The following is a 17918-nucleotide window of genomic DNA, read 5'->3' as shown; positions in this document are numbered from 1 at the left end:
AACTTATATTGTCATCAATGACAATAGCGCCTCCCCGCCGCCGCCGGCGTCATCCGGACGAGCTTCGCAGCGAAGCGGTCGGCGCTGCCCGCGATATCCTTGAGCGTTTCGGGCCGGCAGCGATCACGCTTCAGAGCGTGGCCGGGGCATTAGGCATGGCGCACGGAAGCATCACCCATCATTTCGGCACCGCGGCCAACCTGCAGGCAGCCGTCGCGGACGACGTCATCGGCCAGCTTCTGGAGGACTTCCGGCGCGGTGTCCGAGCCTTGAGGGCAGGCGACATCGATGAAGCCGGCCTCGTCGACCTCGTCTTCGACACGTTCGCACAGACCGGCGTGGGCCGGCTGATCGGCTGGCTTGCCGCGACCGATCGTCAGATGCTGGAACCCCTCTTCAGCCGATTCTCCCGCCTACCAAGCGAGTTGGCGGGCGACACGACGGGGGGCTCGACAGTCGCCGACCACGAGCTGCCGGCCCTCGTCAAGGGCATCGTTTCGGGCGCGCTGAGTGCGTCGTTGATCGGCGACGAGCTGGACCATGCTTTGGGATTGCCAAGATCATTCGCGAAACGACGTGCGGCCCGCGAGCTGTCCCTCCGAAGGGGGGCGAGCATCGTCTCTTGCGAATTTCGACGACCGGGGTCGCAGTCGTGAACGTGATCATGGCGGCGACGCCCAGACCTCGTCCCCTCGTACATGGCTGCGGCATCGAGGCCGCAGACGGCTTGTCGCCTCACAGCAAAGCGGGCCAACGTCGATGATGAGCCTTCGGTCTATCGCCATCATCGGCGCCGCGGTCGCGACGGCGCATGCCGCATCGGCCCAGAACATCGGCCCCTCAAGCCCCGCCGTCCTGACATACGCCCGTGCGCAGGAGCAGCTGCTGGACCGTTCCGACGCGATCGCGGCCTCGGACGCGAACGTGCGCAGCAAGGAGGCGCAAGAGGGAGCCACGCGCACATTGCGCAGGCCGGACGTCGACCTCGAGGCGCAACTGCTGGACTATCAGAAGACGCTCTATCTGCCGCTCGGTTCGCTCGCGCCGGTCGCCGAGGGCTTCGGCATCCCTGACCCGCTGCGGTTTCAAGTTAGAAGGCAAAGTACGCGCCCCATCGCTTCGACGACCCTCCCGATCTACACCGGAGGGCAGATTTCGGGGACGCAGGCTGGTGCGCGGGCACAGGTGGCGCAGGCGCAGGCCGACCGGGCCATCACCGCCAACGATCAGCTCGTGCAACTGGTGCGGGCCTATTTCGGCCAGCAGCTAGCCGAGCGAGCGCTGGGCGTGCGCCGCGACGTGCTCGATGGGCTCGACCGTCACGTCGCAGACGCCGTCAAGCTCGAGGAAGCGCGCTTCATCAGCCGGGCGCAACGCCTTCAGGCAGAGGTGGCACGCGACGACGCACGGGCGGAATATGAGAAGGCGATCGCTGACCTCCAGACGGCGAATGCGGCGCTTGCGGGGCTGCTGCGCGAACCCGCAGGAGTGAGGCCGTCAACGCCGCTCTTCGTCATCTCGCGTCCACTGCCGCCGCTCGACACGTTCAAGGCCGCGGCCCTAGCCTCACATCCTCAACTCGAGCGGCTGTCGTCGCTGGAGGACCAGGCGAAGGCCGGCGTCCTGATCCAGCAGGCGAAGCAGCGCCCGACCGTCTACGGCTTCGGCCAGTATAATTTCGACCGGCGCGACACCCTCCTCACGGACCCGGATTGGGCAGTGGGTGTTGGCTTGCGCTATAAGCTCGCCGGGGGTCTTGGGCGCCGACAGGCGGTCGATGCGGCACGGGCGACGGCGGAACAGGCGCGCGCCGGTCTGCGCGAAGGCCGCACGCAGATCGAGATCGGTGTGACGAAGGCGTGGAACGACGTCGAGGCGGCGCGAAAGCGGTATCTGCTTCTCGATACCTCCCTCGCTTCATCTATCGAGAATCTGCGGCTTCAGACCCTATCCTATCGGGAACAGCAGGCGACATCGCTGGACGTCATCGACGCGCAGCTTTCGCTGGGGCGATCGCGCATCCAGCGCGCGCAGGCGGCCAACGAATATGTACAGGCACTTGCCCAGCTTCTGAACGTCAGCGGGCAAATGGATGAGATGGCCGCATACGTCGCCAAAGCCGACAAGGTAATTCCATGAACGCCGCAACTGAAAACGAAATGCACGACGGCGGGGGGACGACAAGGCCACCCCGCGGCAAACTGGTCGTTGTCGCTCTCGTGGTCGCTGCCCTGCTGGGCGTCGGACTCTGGCTCAGCTACCGTCCCGTGCCTGGTCAGCTGCAAGGCATGGTAGACGCGCGCGAGATCCGCGTCACGAGCAAGGTCACGGGACGGATCGCATCGTTCGGCGTGGAGGAAGGACAGCCCGTCCGGCAAGGGCAGCTACTCTACACGATCTCCAGCCCCGAAGTCGCCGCCAAGCAGCAGCAGGCCGGCGGGGCGCTGGAGGCCGCGCAGGCAACGCAGGACAAGGCCGAGGCCGGCGCGCGCAGCGAGGACATCCGGGCGGCCGAGGCGCAATGGCGGCGTGCACAGGCGGCAGCGAATCTGGCGCAGGATACCAGCAACCGCACGCAACGCTTGTTCGCCCAGGGCGTCGTCGCCGGTCAGAAGGCGGACGAGGCGCGGACGAACGCCATCGCTTCGACGGAGGCTGCGAAGGCAGCGAGGGCGCAATACGATCAGGCCCTGGCGGGAGCCCGCCCTCAGGACAAGGCCGCCGCTGGCGGTCAGGTCCAGCAGGCGCGCGGCGCGGTGGCCGAGGTGCAGGCCGCCGCCGCCGAGACGCGCGTGGTCGCGCCATCTGCTGGGGAAGTCGGGAAGCGGATGGCTCAACCAGGCGAACTCGTGCCGCAGGGCTTTCCGGTCTTCATGCTGACCGACGTCGAAAACGCTTGGGTCACGCTGAACGTCCGCGAGGATCAGCTCGACGGGCTCGCACGAGGCCGGCAGATCGTCGGAACGATACCTGCGCTTGCGAACAGGCGGGTGACGTTCCGCGTGTCGTACCTGGCGCCGGCGGGCGAGTTCGCGACCTGGCGCGCGACCCGCCAGTCCAGCGGGTTCGACGTCAAGAGCTTCGAGGTCCGCGCCCTGCCATCCCGTCCCATCGACGGGCTGCGTCCCGGTATGACGGTCCTGTTCGACTGGCCGCAATGATCCCGCCCGCGCTGGTCGGCGGCTTTCGGCGGGAGGCCGGCTTCCTGCGAAAGAGCTTCTGGGACCTGTCGCTCGTGACATGGATCCCGTTGATCCTTCTCGCCACGGTCGCCATCCAGATGTCGGCCGGGGCCATGCGCGACCTCCCAATCGTCGTGGTCGATCGCGACGGCGGCGGCATCGCCCGCGAGTTGACCCGCCGTCTCGATGCGGCGCCCGGCTTGGCCGTTCTCGAAATAGCACCCGACCTGTCGATGGCGGAAAACGCCGTGCGCGCCCGACAGGCCTATGCAATTGTCCTCATCGATCGGGACACAAGCAGAGAGGTACTCCGCGGCGGCACGGCTCAGGTCATTGCGCTCTACAATGCCAGCTACTCGACACCGGCCGGGTCCGTCATCCGCGAAGTCGGCAGCGTCGTGCAAGGCTATGCCAGCTCGCTTGCGTCGCAGCAGAGCGCGGCCGTGCTGGGGCCTGGGAGGGTTCGCAGGCCACCCATCGCGGTACGCTCGACCGTTCTCTTCAATCCGCAGGGCAGCTACGAAATTCAGCTGGTGGCGCTGCTTCATCCCGCATTGCTGCATCTGATCTTCATGGTGGCGATCACCGGCGCGCTCGGGCGGGAGCTTCGCGACGGAACGATCGGGGACTGGCTTGCAGACTGCTCGCGACGCGAGGCGGCCTGGGCCGTTTGCGGCAAATTGCTGCTCTACGTCCTCATCTTCATGGGCTGGGGGATCGCAGCGATCGCCTATCTGGCTGGTCTGCGAGGCTGGCCGATCGCGGGCAGCCCGCTGCTGATCGGCGCCGGCTATGCGGTGATGTACATGGCATATGTCGGTGTCGGGCTTCTATTCGTCGGTCTTACTCTAACGATGAGCAGCGCGCTTTCGGCGGCTGGCCTCTACGCGGGAGCCTCCTTCGCGTTCGCCGGGGCGGTATTCCCGGTCGAGTCCGCCTCCGGCTTTGCTCGGGTATGGAGCGCGCTGCTTCCTTATTCTTCCTTTGCCAAGCTGCTTTCGGAGCAGTGGATCATGGGTTCGGCGGCATCAGTGTCACTGCGACAGATCATCGTCATGCTACCATTCGTGATCGTCGGTCTTGCCGTCGGACTGCCGCGCTACCTTGCCGCGGCGAAGCAGCCGGAAACCTGGGGCCGCCGGTGATACGCAACGCCTTCCTCGGCACGTTCCGTGCCATCCTCTCGGACCGATCCGCGCTCCTGCTGCTGATCGGATCGGCCATCATCTATTCGTTCTTCTACCCGGCCGCTTATTCCGGCGAGGTGCCGAGGCGACTGCCCATCGTCGTTGTCGATCTCGACCATACCGGTTCGAGCCGCTCGCTCCTGATGAAGCTCCCGGCCCTTCAGCAGGCCGAGCTCATCGCCTCCCTATCGTCTCCTCGAGAGGCTTACGGATGGGTGCAATCTCGCCACGCGGACGCGGTGATCGTCATCCCGGACGGCTACGAGCGGAACATCCTGCGTGGTGGCCAAGGCACGATCGCGCTGTATGGCAATGGTGCCTATCTTCTTCGTAGCAGCACCTCGCTCGGCAGCATCGCCGCTGCCATTTCGGCGGTCGGTCGCGAGGCAGGGATGGATCAGGCGATGGCCGCCGGCGCGACGGCGCCACCGGCCTTGTCGCTCGTGCAACGACCGCTCTTCAACACGCGCGAAGGCTATGGAAGCACGGTCGTTCCGGGCGTCGCGTTCCTGATCATTCATCAGACGCTGCTGATGGGTCTCGCTCTGCTTGCCGGGACGATGAGGGAACGGCAGGGCCGCCGACGCTTCACTCGCAGGGAGTTCTTCGGCATCGCACTGGCATTCGTATCAATTGGTCTCCTCGACGTGGCCTACTACACTGGCTTCGTTTTCTGGTTTCAGGACTACCCACGTGCTCAGGCGGCCCCTCTCACCCTCATCGTCGCAGCAATCGCGTTCGTCGCGGCAACCGTCGCCGGGGCAATGGCGCTTGCCAGCTTCTTCAAGACTCGCGAGCGGCCGATCCAGCTCTGGATCGTGACATCCCTGCCAATCTTCTTCCTCTCCGGCTTGTCATGGCCCTCGGAGGCAACGCCGGGATGGCTCGTCGCAGCGTCACGGATGCTTCCCACGACCCCGGGGATACATCTGATGGTGGGGGTCAACCAGATGGGTGGAAGCCTTCGGCAATTATCAGGCGAAGTGGTGAACCTCTTCGGGCTCACCGTTTTCTACGGCTGGATCGCATATGCCCGCTTTGTTCGGCCAAGTTAGCCAACATCGCCGCACACGAGATTGCACGTGCTTTTTTTATCAACCAAACAGTCTAGGATCGTTGAGCGCATGATGCAGCGTTCGTGACACGCTGGCGTCACGAGCCTCATGCCTCGGGAGAGGCGCACTGCTCAAAATGTGACACCATCAAGGCTGAGATATTCACCGGCGATCCAGGCTATAACGACCCAATTTCGGTGGTTCAATCGCGGTAATAGCGCTCCCGAAAGCGGTCGTCCGTTCACCTGCCAGTCGGTAGTCTGCGGCTGGGCAAAGAGCGGTGGCCGGTGATGGGCAACCGCATTTCGAGCGAAATTTCGGGTGTGGATCGGCGTGGAAAAGGGACCCCGGTAGCGGGGTGATCGGCGTCGAAAAGGGACCCCTCATCCCGTTGGTCTAGGCTGTTCGCTTGGCGGTGTGTCAGGCGGCGAGATCGGGATGCTGGTATTGGAGACGGTGTTGAGGATCCGGCGCGAGCACGCGTCGGGGAAGGCCATCAAGGCGATAGCGCGGGACCTGCACCTGTCGCGCAAGGTGGTGCGCAAGGCGATCCGGGCGCCGGAGGCGGACATGGGGTATCGGCGGGAGGTACAGCCGCTGCCGAAGCTGGGGCCGTTTCAATCGCGACTGGACGCGTTGCTGGAGGAAGATGAGGCACGGCCGCGGCGGGAGAAGCTGCGCCTCACCCGTATCCACGACCTGCTGCTACGCGAGGGGTTCGACGGCTCGTATGATGCGGTGCGCCGTTATGCGGCGCGCTGGCGGCAGGCGCGGCGTCGCGACGTAATGAATGCGCCGGCGTTCATCCCGCTGCTATTCCGGCCGGGCGAGGCTTACCAGTTCGACTGGAGCCACGAGGACGTCGAGATCTCGGGCAAGCCGATGCGCGTGAAGGTCGCGCTTGTCCAGCTGTGCGCGTCGCGGACGATGTATCTGCGCGCCTAAGCGCGCTCGCCGGAACACTCGTTGCGACCGCACTGATGCTTGCCGCACTGGCATTTGCCGCATCACGGTTCATCGTTACGCCGCGTGCCGAACAAGCGCCGCTTTTCGTCGTGCCGCGCGGTATTGTGGTTCTCCTGGCGCTACTCGCCGCGATTACCTTCCTGACGGAGGGGGCTATTCTCGACTGGGGTGCGCTGCTCCTTGCCGGCAAGGGATTGCTGGCACCCGATCAAGCGGGCCTTGGATATAGTGTCTTCGCTATTGCGATGACCGCAGGGCGGCTCACCGGCGATCGGGTGGTGGCTCGAATTGGTGATCGTCAGACCATGTTTTGGGGCGGCTTGCTGGCGCTCATGGGCTACGGGATCATGCTGCTCGCACCGGTTGCCGTGGTCGCCATGTTGGGTCTGATGTTGATCGGACTTGGTGCATCGAACACGGTGCCGGTATTGTTTCGCCAGGCTGGCGCACAGAACGCGATGCCGCCTGAGCTTGCCGTCGCCTCGATTACGACGGTTGGCTACGCCGGCATCCTGGCAGGTCCGGCTGCGATCGGTTTCGTCGCGGGGCATACCGGCCTAACGGCCGCTTTCTGGATGCTGGCGGCTCTACTCTGCCTTGTACCACTATGCGCGAGAGCGGCAGTGGCAAAAGCTTCAGCTTGAGGATGGCGTAGTTATAGGAACACCTATCCTGGGCTGACCTTTCGTTGTCCCAAAATTAGCATCCCAATGGGAAAACCTCGACCGTATCGATAGACGTGTCTTCCAGGTAGAGAACGAGAAGGAAGAACGCGGATGAGGAGTCTGATCTGGGTCGCGCCGCTATGCGCTGGTCTCGGCGCTTGCAACGCCACCCCCGATCCGATCGGCCTTCAGCCGGGCGAGACGCTGTTGTCGGTGACGGGCACCGGCCGCACCGAGGCGACGCCTGACCAGGCGCTGTTCACCGCCGGCTTGTCGAGCATCGCCGCGGATGCCCGCGGCGCGTCCGAACGGAACGCTCGCACCATGACCGCGATCACGCAGGCACTGGCAAAGTTAGGCGTCGCCCAACGGGATATCCAAACTCGCAATCTGTCGGTGAACCGCATCACTTGGGGCGCGAACAAGGGACAGTACGAGGTCGCCAACAGCGTCACCGTTCGGATGCGCGACACCGGCAAAGTAGGCGCGGCGATCGCCGCCGTCACTAACGCCGGTGCCAACATCGTGTCCGGCCCCGACCTGTCGGTCGCCGATCCGGAAAAGGCGAACCTCACCGGCTACGGAAATGCCTACAAAACCGCACGCGCGAAAGCGGACGCATATGCCGCCGCGGCCGGGCTGCATATCGTGCGGGTGCTTTCGATCCGGGATGGCGGCACTGGCGGCGAATTACCGCAGGCCGGCGATATGACGGCGATGCCCGTAGCACCGCCGCCCGTGGTCGCGATGCAGAGCGCCGCCCCGCCCGTCATGGCCGGCACGAACAACGGCGTGGTCGCGGCGCGGGTCGATTTCGCGCTCGCGCCGAAGTGACCAACAGTCGTTCGGATATCACCAGCACCCTTAGACATAGGTTTTGAGAAGCCGACTACATTCTCTCTTCACCATCCCAATCGGGACGGGATCGAGAAACCTTGGGGTTTCATTTCGCCCTCAACCGGACCGGCTACCAGCGCGCATTTTTCAACAGCCCCGGACGGTTTTGACACCAGGACTCAACGACAGGGCGTCGATAACCTTGCATTCGGCAACGATGCTGGCGTTGCAGGTGTCACCCCACTGAGCGATTTCCGTTCTCAACGCTGTAAGGTCGGCCAGCTTGCGATCGATTTCCGCGATGTGGACCGCAGCAATTTGGTCGGCCTCGGCACAGGAACCGCGCGGATCATCTGAAAGCCGCAGGAGCGCACGAACCTGATCCAGGGTGAAACCCAGATCACGCGAGCGTTTGATGAACGACAGACGATCAAGGTGCGAGCGATCATAGAGTCGATAGTTGCCACCGCTACGGATGGGAGCGGGAACCAGCCCTTCGGCCTCGTAGAAACGGACCGTCTCGATCTTCAACCCGGTGCGCTTTGCGATCTCACCGATTTTCATCGCTCAACCTCTTGACCCTCTAGTAGGATGAGGGTTCATATAGGGCGTCTGATCCACGAATCGAGCTTCGATAATGGCAGACGCTTGTTGCTCATCGAAACGCGACACGATCGCGGAACTTGGTCGCAAGGCCGAGCAGCGCCGCGTGCTCATCATCGTGATGCTCATCAATCTCGCGATGTTCGTGGTCGAGTTTGGTGGCGGCGTCGTCGCGCGTTCCTCTGCCTTGATGGCGGATTCGGTCGACATGTTCGGCGACGCGGTGGTCTATGCGCTCAGTCTCTATGCATTGCATCGAGGCGCGCGCTGGGAAGCGGGTGCGGCGCTGGCGAAGGGTGGCATCATCCTGGCTTTCGGCGTCGCGGTCATTTTCGAGATCGCTGACAAGATTGCGAACGGCGTTCCTCCGGCATCGGGCTTGATGCTCGGGGTCGGCAGCGCCGCGCTGGTTGCGAACCTGATCTGCCTCGCGCTGCTTTGGCGCTTCCGCCGCGAGAATGTGAACATGTCGAGCACGTTCGAGTGCTCGCGCAATGATGTCGCGTCGAACGTCGGGGTTCTCGCGGCTGCCGGATTGGTCGGCCTGACCGGCTCGGCTTGGCCGGACATCATCGTCGGCGGATTGATCGCCGTGATCTTCCTGCGCTCGGCATGGCGCGTGCTTCGGGAAGCCTGGCCGGCATGGCATGCCGCGAAGGCACCGGCTCGCGAGTTATTGCAATGACATGGAAACCTCTCCGTGGTAAGGGCGGGTTCGTGCGAGCCTTTTTGCCTCTCCTGACATGCCTGATGCTGGTCCTCACCAGTTTCTCCGGCATGGCTCACGCCGCCGATCTGGCGGGGGGGAGCATCGCGGGCGTCGAGTTCACAATCCATACCGATGGCGACATCGATCAAGTGCCATCGGATTCGGACAAGAACGTCCCCCACCATCACAATTATTGCCACGGGCATGACGTTGGTGCGCCTGCGCGCACGACGATGGAATATACCCACGTCCTCACGACGCCCAAACCAACTATCTCCGCCTCTGCGTCGCTCGATGGCCGCACCGGCATGGTCCATTTGAGACCCCCCCAAGCCTGACGTCCGATTTGGGCGTGCGTTGGCGCGCCCCTGTCGATCATCGTCAGGAGTCCTATTTTCATGAATCGTATCCTCGCGGCCATGCTGGCCGCAGCGTCTTGCGCCACGATGGCGCAGGCGCAGGTCGGACCGTCCGCGCCTGTTGCGCAGGATGCGCCGGTCTACACGCTTGACCAAGCGGTCAGTGCAGCGGGCGGTTCGGCCCCTGCTGCGGAAGCGGCGACAGCTGGAATCGACGCGGCCCGTGCAGGTCGCACAGTCGCCGGCTTGCGGCCCAATCCGGTGGTTCAAGGCCAAGTCGAGAATGTCATCGGCTCCGGGCCGTATCGGGGGGTCCGCAGCGCGGAAACCACGGTCGGCTTTGCGATCCCGATCGAGCTAGGCGGCAAGCGCGGCGCCCGCGTCGCGGTCGCCAATGCGCAATTGTCCCGGGCCGAGATCCAGGCCGCGATCATCGCGGCGGATGTCCGGCTTCAGGTAACGCAGCTCTATGTCGAAGCGGTCGCGGCCGATCGCCGGGTAATGACAGCCCGCGATCAGGCCCGGATCGCCAGCGATGCGCTGCGGGCCGCGGGCGTTCGCGTGCAGGCAGGGCGGGCATCGCCACTCGAGCAACAGCGCGCGGATGTCGCGCGTATCAATGCCGACGCCAATGTGGAGCGGCAGCTTCGCTTGGCCGAGGCGGCCCGCGCCAATCTGGCGCGTCGGATCGGACGGCCGATCGACGGCCTGCTCGATGACACGCTGCTCGATCGCCTTCCCGGTGTGAACGTCTATGGGCCGTTGGCACCGGTCAACACGACCGGCACACTCGCGCTGGCGGCAGCCAACGCGGATTTCTCCATTGCCGAAGCCGGCGTGCGGCTCGCGCGCGCCAATCGCGTGCCTGACCTGAACGTCGGGCCGTCGATCCGCCGCCTGGAAGCGACCAACGACATGGCGGCGGTGTTCAGCGTGTCGATCCCGATCCCGGTGTTCAACAATGGTCGCGCCGCGATTGCGCAGGCGACCGCGCAGCGGACCCAGGCGGATGCGCAGCGCCGCGTGACCGCGCTCGACATCGAACAGGCGATCACGGACGCGCAGGCGCAGGCGGCCAATGCCGCAACGACGGCTCGTGCGGCGTCGGGGCCGGCGCTGGCGGCTGCACAGGAGGCCGCCCGCATCGCGCGGATCGGCTATCGCGAGGGCAAGTTCGGCCAGCTCGAATTGCTCGATGCTGAACGCACGCTCGCCGAAACGCGGGTCGCCGCGATCGACGCGCTTGCCAATTACCAGAATGCCCGCGCGCAAGTGGAGCGACTGACCGCTCGTGCGCCCAATGGGGGGAATCAGTGATGAAGAGCTTTTATCTCGCGGGCGCGGCGTCGCTCGCCCTGCTCTTGGCTGCCTGCGGCGGCAAGGATGGCGGAAACGAGGCAACTGCCGAAGGCGCAGCTGCCAATGAGACGGCAGCGGGCACGGAAAAGGGCGGTGCTGAAGGCGGTCATGCCGGTGAAGGCGTCGTCACATTGGGTGCCGACCAGATCGCCACAGCGGGCGTCCAGGTCGGACGGCCGATCATCGGCGGGGCCGGGACGATCGAGCTGCCCGCGATCATCGAGGGCGACCCACAGGGAACGCAGGTCGTCTCGGCCGCAATTGCGGGACGCGTGGTCGCGCTCACCCGTAACCTCGGCCAATCGGTCGGACGCGGCCAGACCATTGCGGTCATCGAAAGCCGCGAGGCGGCGCAGATCAAGGGCGAGGTCGAGGCGGCGCGGGCGCGGCTTCAGCTCGCTAATTCGAACCTCGCGCGCGAACAGCGGCTGTTCGCGCAGAGAGTCTCCCCTGAACAGGATCTGATCGCCGCCCGCACAGCGGCGACGGAGGCGCGGATCGCCCTGACGCAGGCGCAGAGCATGGTTTCGGCGGCGGGTGTCGGCGGCGGCGGGCTCAACCGGCTCGGCATTGCCGCGCCGATCTCGGGCCAGATCATTGCGCGCCCCGTGACGCTGGGACAAACGGTCGCGGCGGATGCCGAACTCTATCGCATCGCCAACCTGAGCCAGGTGTCGATCGCGCTTAATCTCAAGCCCGAGGATGCGGGCCGGGTGCGTCCCGGCAATACGGTGCTGGTGAAGGCGGCAGGCCGTCAGGCGACCGCCCGCGTGACCTTCGTGTCGCCGGCGCTTGATCCGCAGACGCGGCTCGTGCCTGCGCTCGCCACCCTCGACAATCGCGGTGGCGAATGGCGGGTCGGCGAGCCTGTGACGGCAGCCGTGCAGCTCACGGGCAGCGGCGGGAGCGGGGCGGTCCGCGTGCCGACGACGGCGGTCCAGAGTTTCGAGGGCAAGTCGGTCGTGTTCGTGCGCACGCCCACCGGCTTCAAGGCGACCCCGGTCCAGCTCGGCGATGCGTCGGGCGACACGGTGATCGTCCGGTCGGGCCTGACCGGCAACGAACAGATCGCCACCACCGGAAGTTTCACGCTCAAGGCCGAGATCGGCAAGGGCGAAGCGAGCCACGAGGATTAAGCCATGATCGCCCGTATCGTAACCTGGGCGGTCGAGAAGCGCTGGCTAGTCCTGCTCCTCACCGTCATCGTCGCCGCCATCGGCGCCTTTTCCCTCTACCGGCTACCGATCGACGCGGTGCCGGACATCACCAACAATCAGGTCCAGATCAACGTCCGCGCGCCTGCCCTCTCGCCCGAGCTGGTCGAGAAGCAGGTGTCGTTTCCAATCGAAACCGCGCTCGCCGGCACCCCCGGCCTGGAATATACGCGCTCGTTGAGCCGCAACGGCTTCGCGCAGATCACGGCGGTCTTTTCGGACGCGACGGACATCTATTTCGCCCGCCAGCAGGTGGGCGAGCGTCTGCGGGGCGTGCAAGAGAATCTGCCCGACGGCGTGAACCCTGAAATGGGTCCGATCGCGACAGGCCTGGGCGAGGTGTACATGTACACCGTTCGTCTCGATCATCGCGAGGACGACAAGCACAAGCCCGGTGAACCGGGCCAACAGCCCGATGGCAGCTACATCACGCCAGAGGGCGAGCGACTGACGACCGAAGAGGACAAGGCGACCTACCTGCGCACCGCGCAGGACTGGATCGTGACGCCGCTTCTGAAGACCACACCGGGCCTCGCCGGTGTCGACTCGATTGGCGGTTACGCCAAGCAGTTCCTCGTCGTGCCCGACGTGCAGAAGCTGGCCTCGCTCGGCATCACGCTGACGGACCTGGGAAATGCGCTGGAGCGCAATAACACCAGCGTCGGCGGTGGCTTCGTCAATCGCAATGGCGAAGGTCTGGCTGTTCGCTCGGATGCGCTCGTTCGCAATGCCAGCGAGTTGGCCAGGACCGTGATCGCGACACGTAACGGCGTGCCGATCACGGTCGAACAAGTTGCGACTGTGAAGACGGGTCAGGCGATCCGCATGGGTTCGGCATCGGAGAACGGTACCGAAGTCGTTGTCGGCACGGCGATCATGCGGATCGGCGAGAACAGCCGCATCGTGTCGACCGCGGTCGCTGAGAAACTGAAGACGATCAACGCTTCGCTGCCTCCTGACGTCGTAATTCAGCCGGTGCTGAACCGCACCGAGCTGGTCAATTCGACGATCAAGACGGTCGCGAAAAACCTGTCCGAAGGCGCGGTGCTGGTCATCGTCGTGCTCTTCCTGCTGCTCGGCAACTTCCGTGCGGCCCTGATCGCGGCGTTGGTCATCCCGATCACCATGATGCTGACAGGCTTTGGTATGCTGCGCGCTGGGGTCTCGGCCAATCTGATGAGCCTTGGGGCTTTGGACTTCGGTCTGATCGTCGACGGCGCCGTCATCATTGTCGAAAACGCGCTGCGCCGGCTTGCCGAGCAACAGCATCATGAAGGCCGATTGCTCAGCGTCAAGGAACGGCTCGCGACCGTGGCAGCCGCTGCGCGTGAGATGATCCGTCCCTCTGTGTACGGGCAGGCAATCATCATCCTCGTCTACGTACCGCTGCTCACGCTGACCGGCGTGGAGGGTAAAACGTTCGGACCGATGGCGCTGACCGTCATCATCGCGCTCGCCTTCGCCTTCATCCTCTCTCTCACCTTCGTGCCGGCGATGATTGCGATCTGGCTGTCGAAGAAGGTCGAGGAGAAGGACGGCCGCATCATCACGTGGCTGAAGAAGCGCTACGAACCCGGTCTCGACCGGGCCATGAAGCGCCCGACGCTGACGATCGGTGCGGGTGTGGGAAGCCTTGTGGTGGCGGCGCTTGCTTTCACTACGCTCGGCTCGGTGTTCCTGCCGCAGCTCGACGAAGGCGATTTGCTGATCCAGTCGCTCCGCATTCCGGCAACGTCGGTCCAGCAGAGCCAGGCGATGCAGGTGCCGATCGAGCGGATGATGTCGAAGCAGCCGGAGGTGCAATTCGTCTATTCCAAGACGGGCACCGCCGAGCTGGCGGCCGACCCGATGCCGCCGAACGCGACCGACATGTTCGTCATCCTGAAGCCGCGCAAGGATTGGCCGGATCCTGAGCTTCCCAAGGAGGAGCTGGTCAGCCGGATCGAGGGTAATCTCGCGAAGATTCCGGGAAATGCCTACGAGATCACCCAGCCCATCCAGATGCGCTTCAACGAGCTGATCGCCGGCGTGCGCGGCGACATCGCGGTGAAGGTGTTCGGGGACGACTTCAACCAGATGAACCGGACGGCCGAGCAAATCGCGGCGGTGCTGCGCAGAACGCAAGGCGCAGCGGACGTGAAGGTGGAGCAGACGACCGGTCTTCCCATGCTCGACATTCGCGTCAACCGCGACGCGATGGCGCGGTTGGGCGTTACGGCTCAGGATGTGCAGGACACCGTGACTGCGACGATCGGCGGGCGAACATCGGGCCAGATCTTCGAGGGCGACCGTCGCTTCCCCGTGGTGATCCGCCTGTCGGAGGCGCAGCGTGCCGACATCGGCCTGCTCCAACAGGTGCAGGTGCCGGTGGCAGGCGGCGGCTATGTACCGCTGTCCAGCGTCGCCGAGATCAAGGTGGTCGATGGTCCGAACCAGATCAGCCGCGAGAACGGCAAGCGGCGCGTGGTGGTGCAAGCCAACGTGCGTGGCCGCGACGTCGGATCCGTCGTGGCGGATGCGCAGGCGGCGATCGGCAGCCAACTCCGGCTGCCTGCCGGCACCTATCTCGAATGGGGCGGCCAGTTCGAGAACCTCCAATCGGCAAGCGAACGGCTGAAGCTGGTCATTCCGGCTTGCTTCATCTTGATCCTGCTGCTCCTCTACGGGGCGTTGGGATCGGTCCGCGACGCCGCGATCGTGTTCACCGGCGTGCCTTTCGCGCTGGTGGGCGGCGTCCTGTTGCTGTTCCTGCGGGGCATGGACTTCTCGATCTCGGCGGCAGTGGGCTTCATCGCCCTCTCGGGCATCGCGGTCCTCAACGGCCTCGTCATGGTCAGCTCAATCCAGGATCTGATCCGGTCGGGGCTATCGCGCGAGGAGGCGGCCCATGTCGGCGCAATGCAGCGTCTGCGGCCAGTCATCATGACCGCGCTAGTCGCCAGCCTCGGCTTCGTGCCGATGGCGCTGGGCGAAGGCGCCGGCGCAGAGGTTCAAAAGCCTTTGGCGACGGTCGTCATCGGCGGTCTGATCTCGGCGACGCTTCTTACGCTGTTCGTGCTGCCGACACTCTATGCCCGGTTCGGGCAGAAAGTGATCGAGAAGCCCGAGCACTACAATGAGGAGCATGAAGGGGACGACCACGGTCAGACCTTCGTGAACAACTTGGCCTGATGGGTGCGCGGGGCGATCCGCGATCGCCCCGCTCATCTCTGGGAGATGGGGATATGCCTCGCACCATAACCAGCTCAATGCTTCACGGCGGGCCACTGCGGATCTGGTCGGCGATCACCGATCCGGATCATCGCCGGGCTTGGAGTCCGCTCGTATTCCTCGACAACCCGTGCCAGCTTGGCGAGACGGAATGTACCTTCGCGATCCAGGGCATCACCCGGCCAATTCGGACGCCGGCCCTGGTCGATCAATTCGACAAGCCGCACGCCTTCGCTTGGTCCTGCGGCATCCCTTATCTGTTCACGCTCGAAGAGCGGTACGAGCTGGCAGGGGACGACGGTGGCACCAGGCTAACACATAGCTGCACGCTGCGCGGGGCGCTGTCTTTGCCGTTCGCGGCGATGATGTTGCGTCGTCTGCGGTCCCTGATGGTCGATGCCGACGATCGACTTGCGACCTATCTGCGCTGGCGGGTGGGTCAGCCTGCCCGTGGGATCAATCGTCAGCGCGTCCCCTCCCGCTACAGGAGGAAGGCGCGATGACGCCGTTGAAGCGGGTACTGCCCGCCCTCATCCTCGTTGTCGGGCTGGCGGCTTGCACGGAAAGCAAGCCGCCAGCCCCGCCAACGGAGCAGCAAATCCATTCATCCGACAGCGCCGTGGCGACCGGGGAAATGGGGCGCCATCCCTATCGCTGTTCCGACGGGGAACCGCTGTTCGTCGACTACAAGGACAACGGCCTGCAGATCGATTTGCGGCGCTCCAGCAGCGCCGTGCCCATGACGCTGACCGCGCCAGCGCAGGGCCTCCAATATGTCGGCGAGACAGCCACCGCGACCTTCAAGGGGTCGCAGCTCACCATCGTGGAAGGCGAAGGCCGCACGCGGACCTGCGAACGGGAGGGCACCCGATGAACCGTCATGTCTTCCGACACGTCGCACCGCAACGGGAGAGAAACGATGTCTGACACGTCGATCTCGAATGTGATGGCCATTCGCGCCGAAGTAATCGCGCGAAGCCGCGCCTTGCGCGAGGCGCAGCCGACGGCACCGCCCGGCGTGACGCCGACCGCTCCAGCCTCAACCTTTGCCGACACCCTCAATGCCGTGGTGGCGAAGGTCAACGAGACCCAGGAGCAGGAGGATGTCGTCACCGAAGCATATGAACGGGGCGAAACCACCGACATTGCAACCGTCGCGCTCATCCAGAGCCGTGCATCCATTACTTTCGAGGCGACGCTGCAAGTCCGGAACAAGCTGCTGTCTGCATATCGAGACATCATGAACATGCCGATCGGATGACGATCGCGAAGATAACTAAGGCGGTATTGGTATGATTGTCGGCACAAGGCCACGATTCAAGCAGATTATTGTCGAGGTTTGGAAGCCTCTCACGATCCTGTTCGTGTGGGACGTGGCGGTGACGGCATTCCACATGATGACCCCGATCAAGGAACCGCCTTTGCCGACGGCGCTGTTCGGCACTGCCATCGCGCTCTTCATGGGGTTTCGGACCAACGCCGCTTATGCACGCTGGTGGGAAGCGCGAACTCTTTGGGGCGCGCTCATCAATGCCTCGCGCAGCTTGGCCCGGATCACGCGCAGCCTGACCAAGGGGGAACCCGAGGGCAGTGAGATGCGGCACAACATCATCCTGCGGCAGATCGCCTTTGCGCACTCGATGCGCTGCCAGCTTCGCCGACAGTCGCCCTATGAAGAGATTGCCCGGGTCGCTGGAACGGAAGTCGCCGATATGGCGGTCGCCCGCCTGAACCCTGCCAACGCGCTCCTGGAGGACATATCGGGCATTTACGCCGACGCGCTCGCGGAAGGTCGGATCACCGAAATCCAGCAGGCAACTGTGGAGCGCGTCCTGATCGACATCGCCAATGCGCAGGGCGGCATGGAGCGGATCAAGAACACGCCGCTGCCCAATGGCTTTCGGTTCTTCCCGAACCTCTTCACGCGTGTGTTCTGCGTGCTGCTCCCGATCGCGCTGGTCGAATCCCTGGGCCTTGCCACGCCGATCGGATCGACGCTGATCGGACTCGTCTTCCTCGCGGTGCTGAGCATCGGCGAGGATCTGACCGATCCGTTCGCCAATAGCGTCCACGATGTCCCGCTCACGGCAATGTGTCGCACGATCGAGATCGACCTTCTCCAAACCGCGGGACTTCCGGCCCCCGAGCCGCTGACACCTGACCACGGGGTGCTGTGGTGATGGGCATGCGCGCCTTGCTGCATCTGCCCGGGCTGACGATCGCGCGCGTTGGCGTCGTTCTCGTCACCGGCGTGATTGTAGGGGCGTGCAACCCGGCTCCGAGCGAACCTGTCGAACCGGCTCACGACAAGCGTGTGACGCCAAGGCTGATCGCGCAGCGCATCATGTATTGCGACGACGGCACCCGCGCCGATGTCGACTTCATCGACGACGGCCTGAAGATGGCCGTCACCTGGCTGCCGAAGGGCAGGACCGAGATCCTGCGCGCCCAGCGAACCGGTGATGAATTTCGCGGCAACCAGTCACGGGCCGTCGTGGCGGGCGGGGCGATCGCCTTCATGCGGCGCGGGAAAATCCACGTCTGTCACCGAACCCCGGAGGGATCATAGGAT

17 protein-coding genes and 2 pseudogenes are annotated in these 17918 nt (G+C 64.6%); 18 read left to right on the top strand and 1 reads right to left on the bottom strand.

The annotated features are described in order from the left end of the window. Nucleotides 1–17 precede the first annotated feature (17 nt). The 8 genes and pseudogenes from DM480_RS16385 (at nt 18) to DM480_RS16350 (ending at nt 7889) form a co-directional block, all read left to right on the top strand. Entirely contained in the window at nt 18–656 is a 639-nt protein-coding gene (locus DM480_RS16385) for a TetR/AcrR family transcriptional regulator (RefSeq protein WP_115381648.1), read from the top strand. A 103-nt stretch (nt 657–759) separates the two neighbouring features. Beyond that, nucleotides 760–2139, top strand: a complete 1380-nt coding sequence (locus tag DM480_RS16380; RefSeq protein WP_232834233.1) for a TolC family protein — start codon at nt 760–762, stop codon at nt 2137–2139. Then, nucleotides 2136–3161 (top strand): HlyD family secretion protein, encoded by a 1026-nt coding sequence (locus tag DM480_RS16375; RefSeq protein ID WP_232834232.1) that lies wholly within the window; start codon nt 2136–2138, stop codon nt 3159–3161. Before DM480_RS16380 ends, DM480_RS16375 begins: the two co-directional genes overlap by 4 nt. Further along, nucleotides 3158–4327 (top strand): ABC transporter permease, encoded by a 1170-nt coding sequence (locus DM480_RS16370; RefSeq protein ID WP_056433082.1) that lies wholly within the window; start codon nt 3158–3160, stop codon nt 4325–4327. Before DM480_RS16375 ends, DM480_RS16370 begins: the two co-directional genes overlap by 4 nt. Further along, nucleotides 4324–5424, top strand: a complete 1101-nt coding sequence (locus tag DM480_RS16365; RefSeq protein WP_056433079.1) for an ABC transporter permease — start codon at nt 4324–4326, stop codon at nt 5422–5424. The genes DM480_RS16370 and DM480_RS16365 overlap by 4 nt, the downstream gene beginning before the upstream one ends. Nucleotides 5425–5862: 438 nt before the next feature. Continuing rightward, nucleotides 5863–6366, top strand: a pseudogene (locus DM480_RS16360) (IS21 family transposase); the annotation flags it as partial. Beyond that, nucleotides 6354–7034: pseudogene (locus DM480_RS16355) on the top strand (MFS transporter); the annotation flags it as partial. The pseudogenes DM480_RS16360 and DM480_RS16355, both read left to right, overlap by 13 nt. Before the next feature lie 234 nt (nt 7035–7268). Then, nucleotides 7269–7889: an SIMPL domain-containing protein gene (locus DM480_RS16350; RefSeq protein ID WP_232834241.1), complete on the top strand. Its 621-nt coding sequence runs from the start codon at nt 7269–7271 to the stop codon at nt 7887–7889. A gap of 150 nt (nt 7890–8039) precedes the next feature. Here the strand turns inward: DM480_RS16350 and DM480_RS16345 are convergent, their stop codons facing one another. Continuing rightward, complete coding sequence (locus tag DM480_RS16345) at nt 8040–8456, bottom strand: MerR family transcriptional regulator (RefSeq protein ID WP_115381642.1); 417 nt, start codon at nt 8454–8456, stop codon at nt 8040–8042. 73 nt (nt 8457–8529) lie between these two features. Here DM480_RS16345 and DM480_RS16340 point away from each other — a divergent pair, with 73 nt between their 5' ends. From DM480_RS16340 to DM480_RS16295, 10 genes are all read left to right on the top strand, one after another. Further along, the gene (locus DM480_RS16340) at nt 8530–9180 is read left to right on the top strand and encodes a cation transporter (protein WP_115381640.1); all 651 of its coding nucleotides are present in this window, start codon (nt 8530–8532) and stop codon (nt 9178–9180) included. Nucleotides 9181–9245: 65 nt separating this feature from the next. Beyond that, nucleotides 9246–9542, top strand: coding sequence for a hypothetical protein (locus DM480_RS16335; RefSeq protein WP_115381638.1), 297 nt, complete (start codon nt 9246–9248; stop codon nt 9540–9542). Nucleotides 9543–9602: 60 nt separating this feature from the next. Further along, nucleotides 9603–10880, top strand: coding sequence for a TolC family protein (locus tag DM480_RS16330; protein WP_115381636.1), 1278 nt, complete (start codon nt 9603–9605; stop codon nt 10878–10880). Next, the gene (locus DM480_RS16325; RefSeq protein ID WP_004212877.1) at nt 10880–12058 is read left to right on the top strand and encodes an efflux RND transporter periplasmic adaptor subunit; all 1179 of its coding nucleotides are present in this window, start codon (nt 10880–10882) and stop codon (nt 12056–12058) included. Before DM480_RS16330 ends, DM480_RS16325 begins: the two co-directional genes overlap by 1 nt. Before the next feature lie 3 nt (nt 12059–12061). Next, the gene (locus tag DM480_RS16320) at nt 12062–15307 is read left to right on the top strand and encodes an efflux RND transporter permease subunit (protein ID WP_115381634.1); all 3246 of its coding nucleotides are present in this window, start codon (nt 12062–12064) and stop codon (nt 15305–15307) included. A 53-nt stretch (nt 15308–15360) separates the two neighbouring features. Then, nucleotides 15361–15849, top strand: coding sequence for an SRPBCC family protein (locus DM480_RS16315; RefSeq protein ID WP_084280108.1), 489 nt, complete (start codon nt 15361–15363; stop codon nt 15847–15849). Further along, nucleotides 15846–16220, top strand: a complete 375-nt coding sequence (locus DM480_RS16310; protein WP_053556566.1) for a hypothetical protein — start codon at nt 15846–15848, stop codon at nt 16218–16220. Before DM480_RS16315 ends, DM480_RS16310 begins: the two co-directional genes overlap by 4 nt. Before the next feature lie 45 nt (nt 16221–16265). Beyond that, nucleotides 16266–16607 (top strand): flagellar hook-basal body complex protein FliE, encoded by a 342-nt coding sequence (gene fliE, locus DM480_RS16305; protein WP_007406845.1) that lies wholly within the window; start codon nt 16266–16268, stop codon nt 16605–16607. 31 nt (nt 16608–16638) lie between these two features. Beyond that, the gene (locus tag DM480_RS16300) at nt 16639–17526 is read left to right on the top strand and encodes a bestrophin family protein (RefSeq protein ID WP_053556567.1); all 888 of its coding nucleotides are present in this window, start codon (nt 16639–16641) and stop codon (nt 17524–17526) included. Between the two features lie 5 nt (nt 17527–17531). Further along, nucleotides 17532–17915 carry a hypothetical protein gene (locus tag DM480_RS16295; protein ID WP_053556597.1) on the top strand — a complete coding sequence of 128 codons (384 nt, stop codon included), beginning with the start codon at nt 17532–17534 and terminating at the stop codon, nt 17913–17915. Nucleotides 17916–17918 lie beyond the last annotated feature (3 nt).

The organism is Sphingomonas sp. FARSPH (assembly GCF_003355005.1).
Classification (GTDB): Bacteria; Pseudomonadota; Alphaproteobacteria; order Sphingomonadales; family Sphingomonadaceae; genus Sphingomonas.
This window is presented reverse-complemented; position numbering and strand designations above follow the sequence as displayed.

What these genes read in the sequence shown, in the direction of transcription:
- DM480_RS16385 (WP_115381648.1), top strand. Translation starts at nt 18, where the DNA reads ATGACAATAGCGCCTCCCCGCCGCCGCCGGCGTCATCCGGACGAGCTT.
- DM480_RS16380 (WP_232834233.1), top strand. Translation starts at nt 760, where the DNA reads ATGATGAGCCTTCGGTCTATCGCCATCATCGGCGCCGCGGTCGCGACG.
- DM480_RS16375 (WP_232834232.1), top strand. Translation starts at nt 2,136, where the DNA reads ATGAACGCCGCAACTGAAAACGAAATGCACGACGGCGGGGGGACGACA.
- DM480_RS16370 (WP_056433082.1), top strand. Translation starts at nt 3,158, where the DNA reads ATGATCCCGCCCGCGCTGGTCGGCGGCTTTCGGCGGGAGGCCGGCTTC.
- DM480_RS16345 (WP_115381642.1), bottom strand. Translation starts at nt 8,456, where the DNA reads ATGAAAATCGGTGAGATCGCAAAGCGCACCGGGTTGAAGATCGAGACG.
- DM480_RS16340 (WP_115381640.1), top strand. Translation starts at nt 8,530, where the DNA reads ATGGCAGACGCTTGTTGCTCATCGAAACGCGACACGATCGCGGAACTT.
- DM480_RS16335 (WP_115381638.1), top strand. Translation starts at nt 9,246, where the DNA reads ATGCTGGTCCTCACCAGTTTCTCCGGCATGGCTCACGCCGCCGATCTG.
- DM480_RS16330 (WP_115381636.1), top strand. Translation starts at nt 9,603, where the DNA reads ATGAATCGTATCCTCGCGGCCATGCTGGCCGCAGCGTCTTGCGCCACG.
- DM480_RS16325 (WP_004212877.1), top strand. Translation starts at nt 10,880, where the DNA reads ATGAAGAGCTTTTATCTCGCGGGCGCGGCGTCGCTCGCCCTGCTCTTG.
- DM480_RS16320 (WP_115381634.1), top strand. Translation starts at nt 12,062, where the DNA reads ATGATCGCCCGTATCGTAACCTGGGCGGTCGAGAAGCGCTGGCTAGTC.
- DM480_RS16315 (WP_084280108.1), top strand. Translation starts at nt 15,361, where the DNA reads ATGCCTCGCACCATAACCAGCTCAATGCTTCACGGCGGGCCACTGCGG.
- DM480_RS16310 (WP_053556566.1), top strand. Translation starts at nt 15,846, where the DNA reads ATGACGCCGTTGAAGCGGGTACTGCCCGCCCTCATCCTCGTTGTCGGG.
- fliE (WP_007406845.1), top strand. Translation starts at nt 16,266, where the DNA reads ATGTCTGACACGTCGATCTCGAATGTGATGGCCATTCGCGCCGAAGTA.
- DM480_RS16300 (WP_053556567.1), top strand. Translation starts at nt 16,639, where the DNA reads ATGATTGTCGGCACAAGGCCACGATTCAAGCAGATTATTGTCGAGGTT.
- DM480_RS16295 (WP_053556597.1), top strand. Translation starts at nt 17,532, where the DNA reads ATGCGCGCCTTGCTGCATCTGCCCGGGCTGACGATCGCGCGCGTTGGC.